18 protein-coding genes are annotated in these 21433 nt (G+C 44.7%); 4 read left to right on the plus strand and 14 right to left on the minus strand.

Translation table 11 applies throughout. From position 1 onward, the window contains the following. The first annotated feature begins 74 nt into the window (after window positions 1-74). Window positions 75-1748 carry an alkaline phosphatase D family protein gene (locus R7E42_RS00200; RefSeq protein ID WP_138939964.1) on the plus strand — a complete coding sequence of 558 codons (1674 nt, stop codon included), beginning with the start codon at window positions 75-77 and terminating at the stop codon, window positions 1746-1748. A gap of 78 nt (window positions 1749-1826) precedes the next feature. Here R7E42_RS00200 and R7E42_RS00205 read toward each other — a convergent pair whose 3' ends face one another. The 7 genes from R7E42_RS00205 to R7E42_RS00235 form a co-directional block, all read right to left on the minus strand. Further along, on the minus strand, window positions 1827-2930 hold the full coding sequence (locus R7E42_RS00205) for a phosphoribosylaminoimidazolesuccinocarboxamide synthase (RefSeq protein WP_318072248.1): 1104 nt from the start codon (window positions 2928-2930) through the stop codon (window positions 1827-1829). Window positions 2931-3134: 204 nt separating this feature from the next. Beyond that, entirely contained in the window at window positions 3135-3527 is a 393-nt protein-coding gene (locus R7E42_RS00210) for a SulA-like leucine-rich domain-containing protein (protein ID WP_005377962.1), read from the minus strand. Between the two features lie 411 nt (window positions 3528-3938). Continuing rightward, entirely contained in the window at window positions 3939-4121 is a 183-nt protein-coding gene (locus tag R7E42_RS00215; protein ID WP_005377960.1) for a hypothetical protein, read from the minus strand. A gap of 177 nt (window positions 4122-4298) precedes the next feature. Then, window positions 4299-5273, minus strand: a complete 975-nt coding sequence (locus R7E42_RS00220) for a J domain-containing protein (RefSeq protein ID WP_318072249.1) — start codon at window positions 5271-5273, stop codon at window positions 4299-4301. Between the two features lie 76 nt (window positions 5274-5349). Further along, window positions 5350-6009, minus strand: a complete 660-nt coding sequence (locus tag R7E42_RS00225) for an OmpA family protein (RefSeq protein WP_005377956.1) — start codon at window positions 6007-6009, stop codon at window positions 5350-5352. Window positions 6010-6226: 217 nt separating this feature from the next. Beyond that, window positions 6227-6922, minus strand: a complete 696-nt coding sequence (locus R7E42_RS00230; RefSeq protein WP_005377954.1) for a DUF2786 domain-containing protein — start codon at window positions 6920-6922, stop codon at window positions 6227-6229. A gap of 208 nt (window positions 6923-7130) precedes the next feature. Continuing rightward, complete coding sequence (locus tag R7E42_RS00235; RefSeq protein WP_005388843.1) at window positions 7131-7811, minus strand: DUF3334 family protein; 681 nt, start codon at window positions 7809-7811, stop codon at window positions 7131-7133. 261 nt (window positions 7812-8072) lie between these two features. On the opposite strand from R7E42_RS00235, the gene R7E42_RS00240 reads away from it, so the two are divergent. Together R7E42_RS00240 and R7E42_RS00245 are read left to right on the plus strand one after the other, a co-directional pair. Beyond that, window positions 8073-11108 carry an FAD-binding and (Fe-S)-binding domain-containing protein gene (locus tag R7E42_RS00240; RefSeq protein ID WP_258494139.1) on the plus strand — a complete coding sequence of 1012 codons (3036 nt, stop codon included), beginning with the start codon at window positions 8073-8075 and terminating at the stop codon, window positions 11106-11108. A gap of 73 nt (window positions 11109-11181) precedes the next feature. Then, on the plus strand, window positions 11182-11643 hold the full coding sequence (locus tag R7E42_RS00245) for a methyltransferase family protein (RefSeq protein WP_054576439.1): 462 nt from the start codon (window positions 11182-11184) through the stop codon (window positions 11641-11643). 110 nt (window positions 11644-11753) lie between these two features. Here the strand turns inward: R7E42_RS00245 and R7E42_RS00250 are convergent, their stop codons facing one another. The 6 genes from R7E42_RS00250 to hutC all read right to left on the minus strand — a co-directional run bounded on the left by R7E42_RS00250 (window position 11754) and on the right by hutC (window position 19231). Then, entirely contained in the window at window positions 11754-12479 is a 726-nt protein-coding gene (locus R7E42_RS00250) for a DUF3581 domain-containing protein (protein ID WP_017821813.1), read from the minus strand. Window positions 12480-12813: 334 nt separating this feature from the next. Then, a complete protein-coding gene (gene hutH / locus R7E42_RS00255) occupies window positions 12814-14349 on the minus strand; it encodes a histidine ammonia-lyase (RefSeq protein WP_017821814.1) in 1536 nt (511 codons plus the stop codon). Window positions 14350-14360: 11 nt separating this feature from the next. Continuing rightward, the gene (hutU, locus tag R7E42_RS00260; RefSeq protein WP_054578031.1) at window positions 14361-16058 is read right to left on the minus strand and encodes a urocanate hydratase; all 1698 of its coding nucleotides are present in this window, start codon (window positions 16056-16058) and stop codon (window positions 14361-14363) included. Between the two features lie 73 nt (window positions 16059-16131). Then, complete coding sequence (gene hutG, locus R7E42_RS00265) at window positions 16132-17142, minus strand: formimidoylglutamase (protein WP_318072250.1); 1011 nt, start codon at window positions 17140-17142, stop codon at window positions 16132-16134. Window position 17143: 1 nt separating this feature from the next. Beyond that, window positions 17144-18394: an imidazolonepropionase gene (hutI, locus tag R7E42_RS00270; protein WP_047100716.1), complete on the minus strand. Its 1251-nt coding sequence runs from the start codon at window positions 18392-18394 to the stop codon at window positions 17144-17146. Window positions 18395-18523: 129 nt separating this feature from the next. Further along, entirely contained in the window at window positions 18524-19231 is a 708-nt protein-coding gene (hutC, locus tag R7E42_RS00275; protein WP_005385493.1) for a histidine utilization repressor, read from the minus strand. A gap of 248 nt (window positions 19232-19479) precedes the next feature. On the opposite strand from hutC, the gene R7E42_RS00280 reads away from it, so the two are divergent. Next, window positions 19480-20223 carry a sporulation protein gene (locus R7E42_RS00280; protein ID WP_258473554.1) on the plus strand — a complete coding sequence of 248 codons (744 nt, stop codon included), beginning with the start codon at window positions 19480-19482 and terminating at the stop codon, window positions 20221-20223. A gap of 6 nt (window positions 20224-20229) precedes the next feature. Here the strand turns inward: R7E42_RS00280 and R7E42_RS00285 are convergent, their stop codons facing one another. Then, window positions 20230-21207 carry a DUF3187 family protein gene (locus tag R7E42_RS00285; protein ID WP_005377942.1) on the minus strand — a complete coding sequence of 326 codons (978 nt, stop codon included), beginning with the start codon at window positions 21205-21207 and terminating at the stop codon, window positions 20230-20232. Window positions 21208-21433: the final 226 nt, after the last annotated feature.

Raw genomic sequence — 21433 nt, forward strand, 5'->3', positions numbered from 1 at the left:
ATTGGCACACAAGGATGATTGAGTCACCACGTCATTTGGGCATAAAAACAAACACAATAAGAAAGGAAGTCAATATGTCTTTGTCTCGTCGAGACTTTATGAAAGCTGCCTCTTCAACGGCGATTGTTACCGGGCTGGTGGGCTGTGGTAGCGATGCTAGTGAATCTGTTGCGGTTACCTTTGAGCACGGAGTGGCGAGTGGAGATCCTACTCAAACACAAGTAATCATTTGGACTCGTGTTACAACCTCAGCGAGCTACGCAGATGTAAGCTGGCAAGTTTCATCTAACGAAAATTTTACTGATATCGTGCAAAGTGGCACTTTTGCCACAGACACGAGCCGAGATTTCACGGTAAAAGTCGATGTTCAAAATCTCAACGCAAATTCTCGTTACTACTATCGATTCATGGTTGGTGATGTCACTAGCGAAGTCGGGCAAACTCAAACATTACCAGAAGATGGTGTAGAAAAGGCATCCATGGCGGTTGTTTCTTGTGCAAACTATCCTGCTGGCTATTTCCATGTGTACCGAGAGATTTTAAATCAACATGAGCAAGACCCGTTTGATGTGGTGCTTCATCTCGGTGATTACATATATGAGTATGGTGCTGGTGGCTACGCTAATGAAGATGCTGAGGCACTAGGGCGAGAGCCAAGCAAAGGCACTGAATGCATTACCTTAGATGATTACCGAAAACGGTATGCGCAATATCGCCAAGATGCTGATCTGCAAGCGTTACATGCGAGCCTACCAATGATTGCTGTCTGGGATGACCATGAGCTTGCAAATGATACTTGGAAAAATGGTGCGGAAAACCATCAAGAAGAGGAAGGCAGTTTTAATGATCGTCGTGCAGCTGCGGCTGCCGCGTGGACAGAATGGTTGCCCGTTCGTGAAAACACTTTCTCAAACATGCTGATTTACCGTCAGTTTTCGTTTGGAAGTTTAGTCAATTTGATGATGCTCGACACGCGACTTGTGGGGCGTGATAAACCGTTGGATTATTTCTCGCTCAGCTCACCAACGATGGAAGCTATTGGCGGTTTAGTTGCTCAGTCGCGCAGTCAAGACCGAGAGCTGTTAGGCGCTGACCAACTCGCTTGGCTGATGGATGTGTTCAGTACGCACGACGCAACTTGGAATGTGCTAGGGCAACAAGTGTTAATGTCTCGTATGGAGTTGCCAAGTTCGGTTATGACCGCGATGTTTCAATTGTTTACTGCCACTGAAGAACAAAAAACAGAGGCGTTATTAGCGGTAAACTCTGCGATTACGGGTTATCTCTCTGACCCAAGTTTAGATACCATTGCTTTGCCATATAACCTAGATGCATGGGATGGTTACTACGTTGAGCGAGAGAGCGTTTATCAACTGGCCAAAGCCAGCAGTGGTAACTTTGTCTGTTTGGCAGGAGATACGCACAACGCATGGGCAAGTGAGCTTAAAGACATATCTAAGCATCCTATCGGGGTAGAGTTTGCGACTAGCTCTGTGAGTTCCCCTGGGTTAGAGGCCTACCTCGCGTTAGACCCTGTTGCGATCGCTCAAATGGAATACACGCTGCCGCACTTAGTGTCAGAATTACAGTGGGCAGACATCAAACAGCGTGGCTTTATGCGCGTTACTTTTACGCCCGACAAGGCAGAGTCGACCTGGTATTTCGTATCAACGATTAAAGACAAAACATATCAGGTGACGACTAAGTCAGCCTTTACAACAGATGGCACTACGTTAAACATCAGCTAAACTGAACCTAATATGAAAAAAGTCCGCAAGCTAGTGCGGACTTTTTATTGGAAAGCGTTTAGCAATCTAGCGACAGTGCTAGTCAATCAATCCGTATTCTTTGCTCAGAACTTCGATGATTTCCGCTTTCGGATTCTCACTCAAATGAATCGGCTTGCCTGTAATCTTCTCGGCAATACCAATGTAGGTGCTCGAAATCGCCATCAAAGATTCGACGGGTAAAGCATTATCACGAGCGAGTGCTTCACGCTCTGGCATACGTTCTTTGTCTAGCAAGATATCTGGGTCAGGGAAGTGGTTAAGTAGGAACTGGCGGAAACCTTCTTTTGAGTTCTCTACGATGTGACCTGCTTGGTACTCTTTAGCATCCCATATACGAGACGAGTCTGGTGTACCCACTTCATCCATGTAAATCAGCTTTTCATTGCCAGCAGCATCATGAACATAACCAAATTCGAATTTGGTATCGACAAAGATTTGGTCGATTTCTTCTAACGCTTGGCTGATAACGTTAAAGCCTTCTTTCAGCAATTTTTCGTAGAGTGCGATATCGCCAGCGCTTGAGAAGTTAAATGCTTCGTAGTTGTCTACGATGTTTTGACGAGTAATATTTACGTCATCCGCTTCTGGCACACCGGGAATGCCTTTTAGAATGCCTTTTGTGGATGGGGTCATTAGCAACTCTGGCAGTGCTTTGTCTTTTCCTAACCCTTCAGGAAGTTGGATTCCACAAAACTCGCGCTCGCCATTTGCGTAAGCGCGCCACATCGAACCCGTGATGTATTTGCGGCAGATGGCTTCGATTTTTACCGGTTTGGCTTTTTGTACAATCCAAACAAAAGGGTGAGGAATGTCTAGAATATGGCTATCTGCTAAGCCATTTTCTTTGAACAGTTTGAACCAGTGATTAGAAATCGCATTAAGCGCAGCCCCTTTACCCGGGACACCATTAAGACCACCTTCAGCATGCCAAATACAATCGAATGCAGAGATTCGGTCGCTAATCACCATGATAGCCAAAGGCGCATCTGGAGCGACATCGTATCCTTTTTCTTTGATCAGTCGGGCGCTGTCTTCTTCAGTTAACCAGTAAACTGAACGAACTTTTCCACTATGAACGGGTTTATGGGTGCGAATTGGCAGGTCGTCATTGACGGCAAGTACTTGATTAGCAAGGCTCATTGCGACATTCCTATCATCTTAATCAAACGTCAGAAAGAGAAGATATTCAGCAAAATGTGGGCGCTGAATAAATCGAATGTGGGCATCATACCAGAACTATTTTAACTCGCCAGAGAAAAAGCAAACGTTTGCTTGTTTTCTTTAATACAAAAAAATGCCCCCTTAAAAAGGAGGCGAGATGCAGGATGGATAACGTCGAACTTATTAGTGGTACTTATTAACTCTGCCTTCGACGAAAAAGACTTCACACTGATAGCGCTGCGCCATGTCGCGCAACATAGATTGATTCATAAGTGCAATTTTATTTGATGCAACAACAGCACTGGCATTGCCTGATCGGATGGCTTTGATCACGATCTCGACTTCTGAAAGCTGTTGAGAGGGCTTCATTTGAATAACGTTTTTACAGCAAATATTAGAAGCAGTGAGTTGTTCAAAGTCTGGACGAGGGCAGTCTGCTGTAAACAAAATCCATTGTTTCTGCTGCGATAAAACAGCCAGCTTAGATAGAAGCTGATCCGAAACGGCCATGGGCTTAGTTGCTTGTGCCAATACGTTGTAACGAGAGTATGTATGAGATTGACTTTGTAACTGCATCTTACTGTTCCTTTATACATGCTGTATGTGTATACAGTAGTTTGTTTTGGTGACCTGATCAACCAGTTTCTCAAAAGTTATTTGCGGTTTTTTGAGAAGGAAATAAAAGGATTTGATTCTAAGTAATTGAATTTATGTGGTTGTTTTTCATTTTTGATATGTCTAACATCAATTTAAAAATGTGAGGTGAGTAGAAAACTGGACGAGAGACATACAGGGGTTTACTACTGTATATACAGGTGTTTTTCACGGACAATGGTTTGTATACAGTGGGAGAGGGCTGATAACCGATGCGACGTGCTATGTAAGATAGGAGGGAATACGAGATAGAGATTGGAAATAGGGCTTGGCCGATCAAAAAAGCGCCTTAAAAGGCGCCTTTGAAAATCAGTTCCGTTGATTCCGTCTTGCTTAGCTCGCTCGTTGCAAGCGTTCGCGCATTTGTAATTCGCCTTGGTTAAATAGGCGCACGTCGATTTTCGCCATATCGTAGCAAGCTTTACATGAGTAGTGGTGCTTGCCATCTAAATAATCGTGACGAGTTACAAGGCTAGGTTTTTTACACCAATCACAGGTGCCTTCTTCAGTGAACATTGATTTTCTCCCCACCTAGATTAATTTGAGTCGTTAGGTGTTATTTTGCGCCGGGCATTATGGCATAAAAGCGCGACTTAAGTTAAATGTCTGTTAATTTGTTTGAGAGGGAGATCGATTGCGGCGCTTGATTATATAGGTCTAAAAGCATGCTAGCCAAAGTATCCTGACCTATTTTTACTGTTTTGTAACATTTTGTGAGACGAGCTTAAAGGCATGATTGAGTCGCTTCATTTCTTCTTCACTGCCTCTTGTGTCAGGATGATAAAGCTTTGATAGCTGTCTATAGCGTAGCTTGATTGCTTGTAAATCAGGGATGTGTTGTGGTGTGTAGCCAAACATAGCACACGCGACGCTTAGCTTATGGTTCTCTGCCTGGGTTTTGGATTTCTTAAATTCTTTGAATACTTTCTCTAGCTGGCGTTTCAGTTGCTTGTTCGTAAACTCTAGCTCTTTTATTTTTTTCGCCATTCGTTGATTTTGGCTTTCCTCTTTGGTTTCAAGCGCTTTTCTATTCTGCTTAAGTTTCTTGATTACGAGAAAACTTAAGCCGCTGATGATGAGTATCGCCGCTAGCCAGATCAGCCATAAAAACTGCGAGTGTTCTACTTTGGGGTTTGCAACTGTGCTTTTCTCTTCCTGTGCTTGCTCAGCCTTTTTATCGAGCGACTTTATTTGCGAGACTTGTTTAGCTCGCAGTTGGTTGAAGCGCTGCTCTAACAGTTGATTATAAGCTTGTTCTGCTGCTGGATTATGCTGAGAAGCCATTTGATACAAGGCTTCAGTCAATTGAGAAGTTGTGACCTTATCTGGATTGCGCTGAATAAAATCGGCGAGAAGAAAGCCACGATCGGTTGGGTCATTGAGTGCGATAGAGGTTAGCCAATATAACGCTTGTGTTTCATTTTTTTCGCCATTTATCCCTTTAGCAAAGTCGTTCGCGAGCTGTTTTTGTGCAGGGAGGTAACCTTGGTTGGCGGATTGCTCTAGCCAGTAGCGCGTTTCTGGTGAGGCTTCAGCTTCGTTTGATGCCAATAATTGTTGTGCGTACTCGTATTGTTCGATGGGGTCATTTGGAGCTTGAGAGGCAAGTGAGTAGCCAGAAAAGCTGAGGCTAAATAAGCAGAGTAGGGCAGACGTTTTGACAGACATTAATATGTCAGGCCTAACGATAATGGTTAGGCCTGCTCCGGTAATTTTTTATTATTACCGTTATGGTGCAACCAAATTACTTCAGTGGCAAGATCTGGATTTCAACACGACGGTTGCACGCACGACCTTCAGAAGTTTGGTTTGAGCAAATTGGGTTACGTTCGCCGTAGCCGCGTGCAATTGCACGACCAGGTGCAACGTTTTGAGATACTAGGAATTGACGTACGGACTCTGCACGGCGCTCTGACAACGTTTGGTTGTATGACTCACTACCTGTGCTATCCGTGTAACCGTCAATAACGAGACTGGTATCTGGGTACTCAACTAGGATGCGAGCAACACCGCGTAGAGTGTTATGGATACTAGCATCAAGCTGGTAAGAGCTTGAAGAGAAGCCGATACCGTTTTCCATACGCAGTAAAAGCTGATTTTCACCAACACGCTGAACTTGTACGCCAGAGTTTAGCAAAGCGCGACGTAATTCCGCTTCTTGTTGGTCAAAGTAGTAACCAACGCCAGCGCCAGTCGCTCCGCCTGCGGCTGCACCAATGAGTGCATGCTGACGACGTTCTTTAGCATCATCACCCGTTGCTAGGCCGATTGCTGCGCCAGCGATCGCACCAATAAGCGCGCCTTGCGTGGTGGAGTTAGTTTCGTATTCACCCGTTGTTGCATTTTGGCGTTGAGTGGCTTGACAGCCAGTAAGAGCTAGCACTAGAGCTAGTGCAATAGGCATCTTTTTCAAGGGAAAATCTCCGTATAAAACTGAGGCGAAACCATGCCTCATAATGGGATGCGAATTATGAATAAACAAGCATTGATATTTGTTATGAGAAAGTAAGATTGATAAGAGTTTCTGTAAGAAAATTCCTATCAATACTGCCAAAGCTCTCAAAGTAAGCCCCATCGACATCGAAGTCATTGCTGCTTATGTGAATCCTTTACTATTCTGGCTATTTCGATGAATCGCCCAACATTTTGCGTGCTTGTTCGCCGCCCACTCCACGGTTAACTGAAACCTTTCTACCTTTCTTTAAGCCCACTTCGTAGTCTTCAGTTAGGTTTTTCATCGCTTCTTTCAATTGCTTCTTGAACGTTTCGCGGTCAATGTTTTGGAATTCTTTATCAATATAGTCATTAATTTTATTGGCCGACTCTTCATCTGGAGAAATAATTGGCAATTTTTCAATCGCGCCTTCCACCCAGCCAGATACAAATGAGTTCACACGGCGAGTCACTTCCTGAGAAGAGGTGCCGGTGCCAGCAAAGCTGTTTCGGAATTGTCCGGTACTTTCGTTCATCTCGCGATAAACAATATCGAAAGCAAATGCAGCAAAAATAGCGCGATCTGCTTCACCGATAAATTCGACACGTTTGAGCCCTTTGTGATTCAACAATACTGCTTCGACACCGAATTTTGTGTTAATGCCGCGAATCACTCGCAATATGGTAGAACTGATGTTCGCTGGTAGCAGATGAGAAGATTGTGTTTTTCCCATTCTGATGAACTCAATATCGTCTTTATCGAGACCATATTTAAGCATGAGGCGATGTGCCATTTTGATAGCATTGGCAGCCTCATTAACATTAGCGGAATTGCCCAGTTCTAAGCACTTGGCGATTTTTTTCAGAGCTTTTTGTTTATCCATCGACAACCAGTAACGAAAGCAGAAAATTTATGAAGTCAGATATATTACCTTTTTTGACATAAAAACGAAATACAAGGTGGGACTGAAGATAATTTCTGCACATAAAAAGAAGCCTCGCATTAAGCGAGGCTGGCGTTTTAGTTCGTCGTAATCAGTATGAAGCCGTACTTGTGTCTAAGAAGCCATTCTTCATTAAGATTCGTTAGAATTACAACCCGAGCTGGTTGAGCAAGTCATCGGCATCATCGTTTGATCCCGACGATTTAGATTCTTTCTCAGCCAACTGTTTACGTGTTGCCTCTAAAATGTCGTCTGGGTTTTCGTCTTCAGCAACTTCAAACTCTTCCAGTTGGATGAACTCAGTTTTATCCATTGCTAGCTCGAGATAGAAAATATTGTTGTTTTCGGTGGAGAACGTCACTCTGCGCGCTTGAGGGCGGTCAAGGTTGGTATCAACTTGTAAGATAACTTGCTTATTCAGCGCCAGCATTTTTGGTTGGTTTTGTGTGATGTTCGTTTGCAGGTCTTTACGAATTTTATTAGTGAAGTCTCCGACCAGTTGATTCATGAGTTCACCCAGAACATCGCCTACCTCGTCAGAAGTATGAGATATTGCCAGTTCTTCTTCTGGCATGCCCATATTACGCATGTAGTTGGTGTAGATCTCCAGTGCGGCTTTTGCCGTAAAATTAATCACAACTAGCCCGGTAAATCCGCCATCAAACAGAACAAAACAGCCAAAATCTGGTTTGAGGCTAGTCTTGTGGATTTTTTGCACCATTGCTGAATAATTTACTTGAGAAGATGTCGCCGAAGTAAGTACGCCAGAAACAGACTGGCAAAGTTTGAGAAGGATATCTTCAGTGGTCACAATTTTATTTTTTTTCATTCTGAAAACTCATCTAGAAACGCGATTCGTTCCCCAATGTAAGGCATCAAGCGTGAAAAAATAAAGCATAAGTTTAATTATTGTATCGAGATTCTGATTTGCTCGTCTTTTTAAATGTTGTAAAGTGACGAAATTCAAAGAATATTACTTCACTAACTCTTTTGTGGTGTTTTTTCGCTTAGCGCCAATTTGTATGAGAAGTGAGCAAATAATTACACAACCCGCAGCTGATCGGATCAGCGTCGTAGGGGCAGGAAGCAAATGTTACCAAGATTACACTCGCAAACTGATGTCGATCCTCTTGTTCTTAGTTTTCTGAAAGAGCTTGAGCACGCCGGATTCACTGGTGATATCGAAAGCCAATATTCAAGTCGACTAGCGGTTGCCACTGACAACAGTGTTTACCAGCAACTTCCTCAGTCTGTCGTTCATCCCAAAACGACAGAAGATGTTTCTCTCCTCGGGAAACTGAGCAATAAAGAAAAGTACGAACGAATTACCTTTTCACCTCGTGGTGGCGGCACGGGGACCAATGGTCAGTCGCTAACCAAAGGTATTGTGGTGGATATGTCTCGCCACATGAACAAAGTGCTTGAGATTAATGAGAAAGAAGGCTGGGTTCGTGTACAAACTGGTGTAGTGAAAGACCAGTTAAATGACGCAGTTCGCCCTTATGGCTACTTCTTCTCTCCAGACTTATCTACCAGTAACCGTGCAACGATTGGCGGCATGGTCAACACCGATGCTTCTGGTCAAGGTTCTCTGAAATACGGGAAAACATCCGATCATGTTTTGTCGCTACAAGCGGTGTTTGCTGATGGCTCAGTTTTAGAATCAGATCTGTCCAACGGCTACCCAAAAGAAGGCGAGTTTGCTGCCAAGGCGCTACGAGTAACGGAATCCGTATGTCGTGAAAAACGCCAGCAGATCGTAGATAAGTTTCCTCCTCTTAACCGATTTTTAACGGGCTACGATTTAAAAAATGCCTTGAATGAAGACGACGACCGTTTCGATATCACACGAGTACTGTGCGGCGCGGAAGGTTCATTGGCATTTATTACCGAAGCAAAGCTTAACCTGACGCCAATTCCGAAAGCACGTACTTTGGTTAACGTTAAATACAACAGCTTTGATTCTGCACTGCGTAATGCACCGTTTATGGTAGAGGCGAAAGCGCTGTCTGTAGAAACCGTTGACTCGAAAGTGCTTAATCTCGCGAAGCAAGATATCGTCTGGCACACCGTGAGTGATTTGCTTACCGATGTTCCAAATAAAGAGATGCTTGGCATCAATATGGTGGAATATGCAGGTCAGGACGAAGAAGAAGTTGCAGCGCAGGTTGCATCGCTGACCGCCAAGCTCGATACCATGCTGGAAACAGAAGAAGCGGGCATCATCGGTTACCAAGTCTGTAACGATGTAGCGAGTATCGGGCGTATTTACAACATGCGTAAAAAAGCGGTGGGTTTGTTAGGCGCAGCAAAAGGCCGCGCTAAACCGGTCGCATTTGCTGAAGATACCTGTGTGCCACCAGAAAATCTGGCGGACTTCATTGTAGAGTTTCGAGAGCTGTTAGACAGCAAGTCTCTGAATTACGGCATGTTTGGTCACGTCGATGCCGGGGTGCTTCACGTACGTCCTGCGTTGGATTTGTGTGACCCGCACCAAGAAGCATTGATGCACGAAGTTTCTGATGAAGTGGTTAAGCTGGTGGCGAAATACGGCGGTTTGATGTGGGGTGAACACGGCAAAGGTTTCCGTTCAGAATATGGCCCTGAGTTTTTCGGTGATGAGTTGTTTACTGAGCTGAGACGTGTGAAGGCGGCATTCGATCCACACAACAAAATGAACCCGGGCAAAATCTGTACGCCGCTTGATAGTGATGCAGAGTTAGTAAAAGTTACCGATACCAAACGTGGTTACTATGACCGTCAGATTGACGTTCAAGTACGTGACAGCTTTAAACAAGCGATGGAATGTAACGGTAACGGTTTGTGTTTTAACTACGATACTAGCTCGCCAATGTGTCCATCGATGAAAGTAACAGCCGATCGTCGTCATTCACCGAAAGGTCGTGCGGGTTTGGTTCGCGAGTGGTTGCGTCAGCTCACAGAGCAAGGCATTGATATCCTTGACTTAGAAAAGCAAACACTAGAAAACAAAACATCAATCAAAACCATGATTGACCGCGTACGTCATTCTATCAATCGTCGTCACGAGTATGACTTCTCTCACGAAGTGTATGAAGCGATGAATGGTTGTTTGGCGTGTAAAGCGTGTGCGAGTCAGTGTCCGATTAAAGTCGATGTTCCGAGCTTTCGCTCACGCTTTTTAAACATCTATCACTCTCGTTATCAACGTCCTGCAAAAGACTATCTGGTTGCCAACATTGAGACTATGCTGCCGATGATGGCAAAAGCGCCAGGTGTCGTAAATGGTGTTTTGAAGCAGTCGTGGGTGAAAAGTTTAACGGCATCTACGGTCGGGTATGTCGATGCGCCGTTGTTATCAGTACCCACCTTGAAACAACGAGTAGAGTCGCTGACAACGCCTTATGATCTGCAAGCGCTCAGTGGTTTGTCTTCGTCTGAAAAGAGCAAGCATGTTTTAATTGTTCAAGACCCATTCACTAGCTACTACGACGCTGATGTCGTTGAAGACTTCGTTAAGTTATTGAAAAAGCTGGGTATGCATCCGGTACTTCTGCCGTTTAAGCCGAATGGTAAAGCACAACACATTAAAGGGTTTTTACGTCAGTTTAAGGGCACAGCAGCCGACACAGCGAAGTTCTTGGCGATGGTAGCGGATTTGGATATCCCATTAGTTGGTGTCGACCCTGCATTGGTGCTGTGTTATCGAGATGAATACGCTGAAGTGCTTGGCAGTAAGCGAGGTGATTTCGATGTACTGACGGCCCACGAATGGCTTTACCCAAGATTAGAAGCGTTTGAAAGCGGAGAGCATAAGGCGCAGGAACCTTGGTATCTGTTTGCGCACTGTACTGAGAAAACCAAAATGCCAAATGCGGAAAAAGAGTGGGGCGCTATTTTTGCTCACTTTGGTGCAGTTTTGAATACGGTACCTGTTGGTTGTTGTGGTATGGCGGGTACGTTTGGTCATGAGGTTGATAAGTTGTCGATGTCGAAAGACATTTACAATTTAAGCTGGAAGCCGAGCTTAGATAAGTTGGATAACGAGAGATGTTTGATTACAGGCTATTCTTGCCGCAGCCAAGTGAAACGCTTTGAAGGAACGAAGCCCAAGCATCCCGTTCAGGCATTGTTAACTTTGTTGTAATCGGACTAGATCAAGCCCAGTTTTACTGGGCTTTTTAGAAACCGTATTTAGACCCTTTCAAAGGATATGAATCTTGAGAAAACTTGAACTCAAAGTCCCACCTGTTGTGGTGTTTTTGCTAGTCATACTTTTGATGTACGGACTTAAAGTTTTGACGCCGAGCATGAACATTCGAGTACCCTTTGTTGAATTTGTAGTAGGTGTATTAACTTTGTTGTCTGGCTACATGGGCATTGCTGGCGTGTATGAATTTCGCAAAGTAAAAACCACAGTGAACCCAGTAAAACCTGAAGCGGCATCTTCTGTTGTAAGAACTGGTGTGTTTGCCTTTTCACGCAACCCTATGTACATGGCATTATTGCTTCTAATCATAGCAACTGGTTTGTGGTGGCAGCACTTGAGTGTGGTGCTTTGTGGCGTGATATTTGTCAGTTATATGAATCGGTTTCAAATCAAGCCTGAGGAACGCGTTTTAGAGCGATTGTTTGGTGAAGAGTATGTGGATTATAAAAACCATGTTCGTCGTTGGCTCTAAGCATTGCGTTTAGTTTTGTTTGGATGAGACATAAAAAGAAAGCCCAACGGTCGACGTTGGGCTTTCTTTTAGTAAACACGTTTTTTGTGCGCTTCTGATAGGGCAGTCTACTAGGCTGCCTTAACGAACTTTGCTAGGAATGCATCCTTACGTTCATTAAAGCGGCGTACAAGGTCATCAACCGCTTCTTGGTCATATGGCTTCAAGCCACTTGCAACCATGCGCTTAATACCTTTACCAACGACTTCACCGTCTTCTTTAAACGCAAAGTTTAAGGTGACTACACCTCGTTTTCCTTCTACGTCGAATGTTGCGCCAGTGAAATCCACCTCTGGATGCGTAAGGTCTAAGCGTGAAAATTCGACTTCCATGCTTTCATAAATAACTAATGGACGCTGGCAGTTGATCATCATTTGCTTCTCTTCCATAAGAGGAACCATGATGTGAGGGAAGTTCATACCAGAAAATTGCACGTAATTTGTCACTACATGCTCAATAAATGCCGGATCGTGGTTAGTTTCACCTTCACGGGACATGTGTAAGTATTCTTTACCTGCCTCGTCAACAACAGCGCTTTCTTTGTCACACTTATTTTCAATATGAAGTGCTACACCATCGTTTACCATGCCAGAGAAGTTAAAACGCATCTTTTGGCTAACGCCTTCTTTACTGAGAAGCACAGCGAAAAGTAAATCCCCAGGGACACAAAAGCGTTTGTTGTCTTCATCATGAATTGGGTTGTAGTCACCTGCGACACGTTTTGCAAAGTGGCTTGCTTGTTCGCGAGTGAACTGAAACTGGTGATTAGTGTTTGAAAAATAAGGTGTTAGAAACATAATTTTTACGTAGTAACCAAAACTGTGTGGGATTATATGCGAATATCTGCGTAGCAATGGTCCATCCAGTGAAAACTTCACCGTATCCTAACAATAAGACACTATTTCGGCGGATAAACCGTTAAAAACGCATACTTTAGCAACGCTTTTATTTGTGAAAACAATAAACAACGACCTTTTCGCTCGTCTATCTTGTAAAGTATAGCCATCAAAGTAGACAGGCGTTCATAAATAGTGCCATCAATATGTTTAATCGTATATAAAAAGGCTCCACGCAGAACGTAGAGCCTTCAAGTCATTATCTGTTTATTCGATGAAATCCAGTTATGCTTGGTTATTGAACACTTGGTAACAAGCTCTCTGGCATGAGCGTGTTGTGAATAGCCAGCTTAAGCAGAGTATTTGCCTGTTCAATGTCTGGAGCAAAGTAGCGATCTTTATCGTAGAACGATACTTTTTCACGCAACATTTGTTTCGCAATCTCAATACGCTCAGAGGACTTGTTTGGCGCTCTAAAGTCTAGGCCTTGTGCTGCTGAGAGGTATTCGACAGCCAGAATACCGCGAGTGTTTTCGCCCATTTCTTTCAATCTGCGAGCCGCGAATGTTGCCATTGAGACGTGATCTTCTTGGTTTGCAGATGTTGGCAAGCTGTCTACTGACGCTGGGTGAGCGAGTGTTTTGTTTTCACTTGCTAACGCAGCGGAGGTAACCTGAGCAATCATGAAACCAGAGTTCACACCACCATTGTCGACTAAGAACGGTGGCAGTTTTGATAGCGCGCTATCGATAAGTAATGCCATACGACGTTCAGACAAGCTGCCGATCTCGGCAATCGCAAGTGCTAGGTTGTCGGCTGCCATTGCAACAGGCTCCGCGTGGAAGTTACCGCCAGAGATGATGTCACCATCTTCAGCAAACACCAACGGATTATCTGATACGGAGTTCGCTTCTACTTGTAATACTTCCGCCGCATTGCGGATTTGCTGTAAACACGCACCCATCACTTGAGGCTGACAGCGCAAAGAATACGGGTCTTGTACTTTTTCACAGTTAGTGTGCGAATCACCTATTTCACTCGATGTGTCTAACAAATGACGGTATGCGAGTGCTGCGTCCATTTGGCTGCGATGACCACGTACACGGTGAATGCGCGGATCGAATGGACGTCGGCTGCCGAGAGCGGCTTCAACAGACATTGCACCACAAACGGTTGCTGACGCGAAAAGGTCTTCCGCGATAAACAGGCCTTCCAATGCGAACGCTGTGGATGCCTGAGTCCCATTTAGTAGCGCTAAGCCTTCTTTTGGCGCCAGAGTGATAGGCTCTAGACCTGCGATTTTTAATGCTTCTTGCCCGGAAATGATTTTACCGTTGTGGCGAGCTTGTCCTTCTCCCAGTAATACAGTGCTCATATGGGCTAGAGGAGCTAAGTCACCTGATGCGCCAACAGAGCCCTTTTTAGGTACGCAAGGGTAAACTTGTGCGTTGACTAGGTCGGTCAGCATATTAATGACTTTTAGGCGAATCCCAGAAAAGCCACGAGACAGACTATTGATTTTTAATACCATCATCAGACGAACCGTTTCATCTGACATAAACTCACCGATACCTGCCGCATGAGAAAGAACGATACTGCGTTGCAGTGTTTCTAAATCTTCTGGTGCTATTCGTGTGTTAGCCAATAGCCCAAAACCAGTGTTAATTCCGTAAACCGTTCTATCTTCCGCGATGACTCGGTCTACGACCTGTGTGCTTTCTTCAATGGCCGGAATGGCTTCAGGATCCAAAGTAAGGTTGACTGGTGAACGGCTCACTTGGCGTAGTTCGTTTAAGCTAATATGACCTGGCTTTAGCGTTAAATTTAACATCTCTTTCATCCTTACTTGAGCTTCTTCAGTTCTTCGTTGAGCATTGGCAAATCTAGCCCTTGCTCTGCTGCACATTGTTTAGCGATATCGTATCCCGCATCAGCATGACGCATCACGCCTGTTGCTGGGTCGTTATGCAGCACGCGGGCAATACGTTGTGAGGCATCTTCACTGCCGTCACAGCAGATAACCATACCTGAGTGTTGCGAGAAGCCCATACCTACGCCACCACCGTGGTGTAGTGAAACCCAAGTTGCGCCGCCCGCCGTGTTGAGTAGCGCGTTTAATAATGGCCAGTCTGATACGGCGTCAGAACCGTCCATCATACCTTCGGTTTCACGGTTCGGGCTTGCTACAGAGCCAGAATCTAAGTGATCTCGACCAATGACAACGGGCGCTTTAAGTTCGCCATTTTTCACCATTTCGTTGAATGCTTGACCAAGACGCTCACGATCTTTAAGACCAACCCAGCAAATACGCGCAGGTAAACCTTGGAACTGGATGCGTTCGCGAGCCATATCTAGCCAGTTATGTAAGTGCGGATTATCTGGAATTAGCTCTTTTACTTTTTGGTCGGTTTTATAAATGTCCTCAGGATCGCCAGAGAGAGCAGCCCAACGGAAAGGACCGATACCTTCACAGAATAGAGGACGAATGTAGGCTGGAACGAAGCCAGGAAAATCGAATGCGTTTTCTACGCCTTCTTCCAAGGCCATCTGGCGGATGTTGTTACCGTAGTCGAGTGTTGCGGCGCCGCGATTTTGCAGCTCTAACATCGCTTGAACTTGCACAGCCATGGATTTTTTCGCTGCTTTTACGACCATTGCTTCATCTTGCAAACGCATTTCTGCTGCGTGAGACATGCTCCAGCCTTGTGGTAAATAGCCATTGAGCGGGTCGTGTGCAGACGTTTGGTCTGTTACGACATCAGGCGTGATATTACGTTCTACCAGCTCAGAGAAAACGTCTGCTGCATTACCTAGTAGACCAACCGATACTGGTGTGTCTGACTCTTTAATGATAGCTAGCGCTTCATCTAAAGAAGTCGCTTTCTTATCGACATAGCCTGTACGTAGGCGGTAATCGATACGTGATTCATCACACTCTACTGCAATCATGGAGAAGCCCGCCATTGTACCAGCGAGAGGTTGAGCACCACCCATGCCACCAAGACCACCTGTTAGAATCCAACGGCCCTTTGCTTCACCGTCAAAGTGTTTTTTTGCAACAGATACGAACGTTTCGTATGTGCCTTGTACGATACCTTGCGAGCCAATGTATATCCAGCTGCCAGCGGTCATTTGGCCGTACATCATCAAGCCTTGTTTATCGAGCTCGTTGAAGTGTTCCCAGTTTGCCCAATGCGGAACAAGGTTTGAGTTTGCGATAAGCACGCGTGGGGCATTTTTATGAGTAGGGAAAACACCAACAGGCTTGCCTGATTGAACTAAAAGCGTTTGGTCATCTTCGAGTCTTTCAAGTACTTCAACAATCTTGTCGTAACATTCCCAGTTTCGCGCTGCTCGGCCAATGCCGCCATATACAACCAGTGAATGTGGATGTTCTGCAACATCAGGATCAAGGTTGTTCATCAGCATACGAAGAGGGGCTTCGGTTAGCCAAGATTTTGCGCGCAGTTTATCTCCGTGAGGTGCACGAATTGTTCTGCTTGTATCAAGTCGTGGATCTTGTCCCTGGCGCTGTGTCATTTCAGACTCCTTTAGTTTCTCGTGATGACCAAGTACTTGCTTGGTCGTAATAATCAGTGGCATCTGGGATGCATTATGGTTTGTGCTGTTTTTCCGCCATTGCGTTGGCGATATCCCAACACAAACGGGCAGCTAATCGTGCAGTTTGACTATCGACGTCATAATTTGGGTTGTATTCGGCGATATCAGCCAGCATTAGCTTATTTTTGTAATGAAGAATTCGCTCTAAAAAGGGTGCAATAGTGTCGTAACTCACTCCCCGAGCTGCTGGTGCGCTGACTCCAGGTGCGGTTGCGGCAGGAAATACATCTAGATCAATGGTCAAATAGAGGTAGTCACAGTCGTCAATAAAATGCTGAAGCTGAGTTAAGTGATAACTGTGGTTTAAGTAGCAGAGCTGATTGTCCTCTACATACCAAACATTTAACGCATCTGCTTTTTCAAATAGCGCTTTAGTGTTGCTACTACGGCTTACACCAATACAAGCGTAATGAAAGTCCCAATCGTTACGTTGACAAAAATGATGAATTTGGTTGAAGGGTGTACCAGAGCTCGGTCTTATGTCGGTGAGGTTGCTCTCAAATGCGCGCAAATCGAAATGCGCATCGAAATTAATAATGCCGATTTTAGGCTTCTTCTCTGGATGGTGCGCTTTAAAATATTCCGCTAAGCCGGAAAACGAGGCCCACGCAATCTCATGCCCACCACCTAGCACGATGACTGGCGTATGGGGCAGTGCGCTTGAAATGGTTGCTGCACATAGAGCTTGGCTCTCTTCCAGTAAGTCGTCTTCACACACCACAGTACCTAAGTCATATAGTGGGGCGTCTTGGTGCCATGCTAAATTAGCGAGTGCTCGTCGGATTAAGTCTGGCGCTTTTTTCGCGCCAATGCGTCCTTTGTTTCTCGCAACGCCAGCGTCGGTAGCAAAACCGAGTAATGAGACGCCATGCGCAACGGCACTCAACTCATCTGCTTTTTGGCGTTGAACAACGTGATGAATTCGCTGACCAAGCTTGCCGTCCTCGGTATCATGACGGCCTTGCCAATGAAATAGGGGAGAGTGTAGGTCGAATTGAGACATATTATTGGCCTCCGTGTGAAATGTATTCACCATTTACTATACGACCTACCAGACGTTTTGCTCCGACTTGATAGCTTAAATCCGCAGGGCTTTCGATATCCCAGATAGAGAAGTCCGCATCAAACCCTACTTTGATTTCGCCACGTAAGTTTTGATAACCCAGAGCTTTGGCTGCATGTTGCGTTACACCACGCAGTGCTTCTTGCGGTGTAAGGCGAAATAGCGTGCACGCCATATTCAGCATGAGTGTGAGATCAGAAAATGGTGATGTACCTGGGTTGACGTCCGTAGCAATTGCCATCGGCACGTTATGCTCTCTCAACAACTCAATCGGTGGTAACTGAGTTTCTCTTAGAAAATAAAAAGCGCCAGGCAATAGAGTGGCGACGGTGTTTGATCGAGCAAGTGCTTTAACACCTTGCTCATCTAAAAACTCGATGTGATCCGCTGACAGACCGTTGTATTGTGCAGTGAGGGCTGTACCACCGAGATTGGAAAGTTGCTCAGTATGCCCTTTAACCTTTAAGCCGTGGCGTTTTGCAGCTACAAACACTTTTTCTGTTTGTTCAAGATTGAAACCAATCGATTCACAAAAAACATCGACACTCGTAGCTAATTCTTCCTTTGCGACAACAGGGATTATGTCCTGACAAATGTGCTCAATATAATCATCTGCACGACCTTGGAACTCTGGCGGAATGGCGTGAGCGGCGAGAAGTGTAGTGGTGATTTTAACTTTGCGCTCTTGTTCAAGCATTTTGGCTGCACGGAGCATTTTTATTTCATCATTCAGTGTCAATCCGTAGCCTGATTTCACTTCGACAGAAGTGACGCCGCTCGCGAGTAGCCCGTCTAAACGTGGCAACGCTAACTCAACTAATTGCGCTTCGGTTGCTGAACGCGTCGCATGCACCGTTGAAAGTATCCCACCGCCTTGTTTGGAAATTTCTTGATATGGCACGCCGTTTAAGCGCATTTCAAATTCGTTGGCACGATTGCCCGCGTAAATAAGATGAGTGTGGCAGTCGATCAAACCTGGCAGAACTAACTTGCCTTGAAGGTCGATACTCTGAGCGTAATGTTGGGCAGACAGCAGAGACTCGGTTTGCGGTGCGTCTTCACCAATGGCACAAGTACTGATCGCAACGATTTTTCCAGATTGAATACCAATGCGCGCTGGAGGCGTTGGAAGGTATCCGCACTCTCCCGATTGCATGGTAACTAGACGTGCGTTTTCAATCAGCAAATCCATGTTTGTGTCCCTGTGTTTATTTGTATCATTAAATGTATATACAAATAAATAGAGCAAAATAAGAACACTGACAAGATTGATGTTGCTAAAATGTGATCAAAACGTAGATCTAGAGGACAAATCTTGTCCTTAAATGAGCACTTTTGAGCTCAGCTTATATTTGTTACCAGGGTGATAAAGTAGGGCGGTACTGACTAACTTATCTTGGCTCCACGTTCTGCGATTCAAGAGAAGGCAAGGTTCATTGGCTTGCATTTTTAAGTCTTGCTTAATACGGCTTTCAGGCACAATTGCCTCTACAGTATGTTCTATCGCGCTGAGTGGGCAATTATCTGACAGGTATTGATTTGGAGTGATTTGTGTGAAGTCTTGATTTAAATAACTCGGGGCATATTGGCTATTCACCCAGCGGAGCTCCAATTGAATCGGCGTTTGGTCTTCATAGTGAATAATTTCACTGTAAAACACTGTCGTGCCTAGCATAACGCCGAGTTTTGTCGCAATGTTGTCATCTGCTTTTATGGCAATCTGTTTGAGCACTTTACTGCCATACTTTCGCCCTCTATCGCTGACTTCTTCGGCAATGTTTCGAATGTCTAGCAGGGGAGATTCTGACTTTTCACCAGGATCACACACGAACGTGCCTAAGCGTGGGCGACGTTGTAATCGGCCCTCATTAACTAAATCCCGAATTGCTTTGTTCACTGTCATTCTACTGACACCAAATTGCTCGGTAAGCTCAATCTCGGTGGCGATGCGATGACCAACTACCCACTCTCCAGCATCAATTTTATCCAGGATAAATTGTTTAATTTGAATGTAGAGTGGTGCAGACATAATGATCTCCCTTTATTTGACTATACAAATACTGCTTAATTTAGGTACAAATTGCAAACATTTCTCGACGAATGTACCGCTTAGTGACCGAGCAATCCTATTGCAGAGCTGAATGACTCTTGCTGCTGAGCATTATTTGGATTGATGATTGAATTCAAACATTTTCTTGTGGTCTATTGCTTGCACAGCAGAAAACAATTGTGTAAACAAACGATTATTAGAAGAAAAATCGCTAAAAAAGGAAAAATATGTTTAAAAAATTGAAAGCATCACTGGGGATCGGCTCTGCAAAAGTAGATACCACTTTGGACGAAATGAGCGTGTTTCAAGGAGCGACGCTGAAAGGGCATGTTCATATCAAAGGCGGAGACGTCGAACAACAAATTGATGCTATTACGATTAAATTGAACACGGAAATGAAAGTCGAAGTGGATGATAGCGTAAGTTACCAAACCTTCACTATTGATCAATTGAAAGCAGTTGACCCTTTTGTGATTCGACCTAATGAAGAAAAGCAGGTTCCGTTTGAGCTAAAATTGCATGATGAAACGCCAATTACTGCGGTTAGCGCACTTAAGAATCAATGTCATGTTTGGGTCGAGACGACGTTAGATATTGATTTTGCAATTGATCCGCGTGACCGTGATTATATTGAAGTGAAACCACTACCAGTAGCATCTCGGGTTATTCAAGCGATCGAGCAAGCTGGCTTCACTATGGTTAAAGCCGATGTTGAAAAAGGCTTTTTGCGCGGTGGCTCGTTTGCCTCTCGCTCTGGTATTTATCAAGAGCTAGAATTCCGTAACAGCGGCTTTATCTCATCAAAAGAAATTGAGCTCTCTTTTATTCTGGAAGGGCAGGTCATGCATTGTTTGGCAGAGATTGACCGTTCGCTCAGCTTGGCTGGTGACCAATATCGCTCGTTTACGTTGCCGATCAATGCAACCGATGCTCAAGTCGCTGCCGCAGTTGCACCAACGCTAAATCTATAGCTCTCATCAACTTGATGAAAATATGTACCGATATCCTATTGTAAAAGCGATATCGGTACTGTTATCCATGTTTCTTGCGTTCTCTACGGCTAAAAACTCAAGCGCTGAATTTTCCATTAGATATCGATAGCCTAATACCAGTTCATTAGAGGCATCAGCAAACTCTGTGGGCCCTTCTGTTGAGCCTTGATACCAATGATATTCCAACATCAGGTGATGGTTATCTTCTAAGGCATAACGGTACCCACCCGCAATGGCAATCGTATTATGTCGATAGGGCAGATCGAGTAAGGCACGGTCATCCGAGCGAAAAGTCATGCCAATCATCGAATAAAATGCATGAGCATCACTTAAGTAGCTGTAGTTTAATTGGAAGCCTTGCTCGAAACTGCTACCTTGAAAAGTGCCGTGAGCCACATCGTTAAAATACAAACTGCCGCCAATCGATAGGCCGTGATGTTCATTTTGGAACACTTGATACTGTAAGTAAGTAGATAGGTTATTGGCCAGTGTTTGTCCTTCGAAATCATCTTCAAGCACATCATATTGCGGCATTGAAATGTAAAAACGATCTCTGTCTACTTTATCCCGCCCATTTTGTCCGATACCGAAAAGTTTATGGAAGCTTTTCGTCAGTCCATCTAAATGGTTGTCAGCGGCAAAGACCCATCGATAGTTGAGCTCCCACTGCCAACGGTTGCTGACTTGCCATTTGCTGCCTAATTCGATTTGATTGTGGTAATAATCCAGTGCGTATTCATCAGTATGAGCCCAAACACTTGCCACGGTTCCCGAACCATAGGCTTCGACAAAACCAGAGGGCAGACTGTGTCCTGAACGTAGTATGTTGGTGTGACTAACCACTTGCATTGGGGATTGTGCGTAAGAACGCAGCGGGCCATATAAGTCATTTGATGCGAAGGCTTGCAAAGAACATATCGAGGTGCTTAGAAGCACCATAAAGCGCGATTTGAAATAGACCATGATGAATACCTACATACAAACTACTCTATAAAACAACTATATACCTAAATCGCACGTTGAGCTCTCGCCAAGCGTGTTAGGCTTTGTATCGGTTCAAACGTAATAGGCGATATTGTAATTTGTTGTGTAAGTTCATTGAGGGGCAATTCCGTTTACAAGTTATGCGGTCTCTTAAAAAGCATGATCAGATTGTCGTGATGGGTCTGCGGTTAAGTTCTTATGACAA

This window comes from Vibrio sp. Vb1337 (assembly GCF_033338715.1).
GTDB lineage: Bacteria > Pseudomonadota > Gammaproteobacteria > Enterobacterales > Vibrionaceae > Vibrio > Vibrio alginolyticus.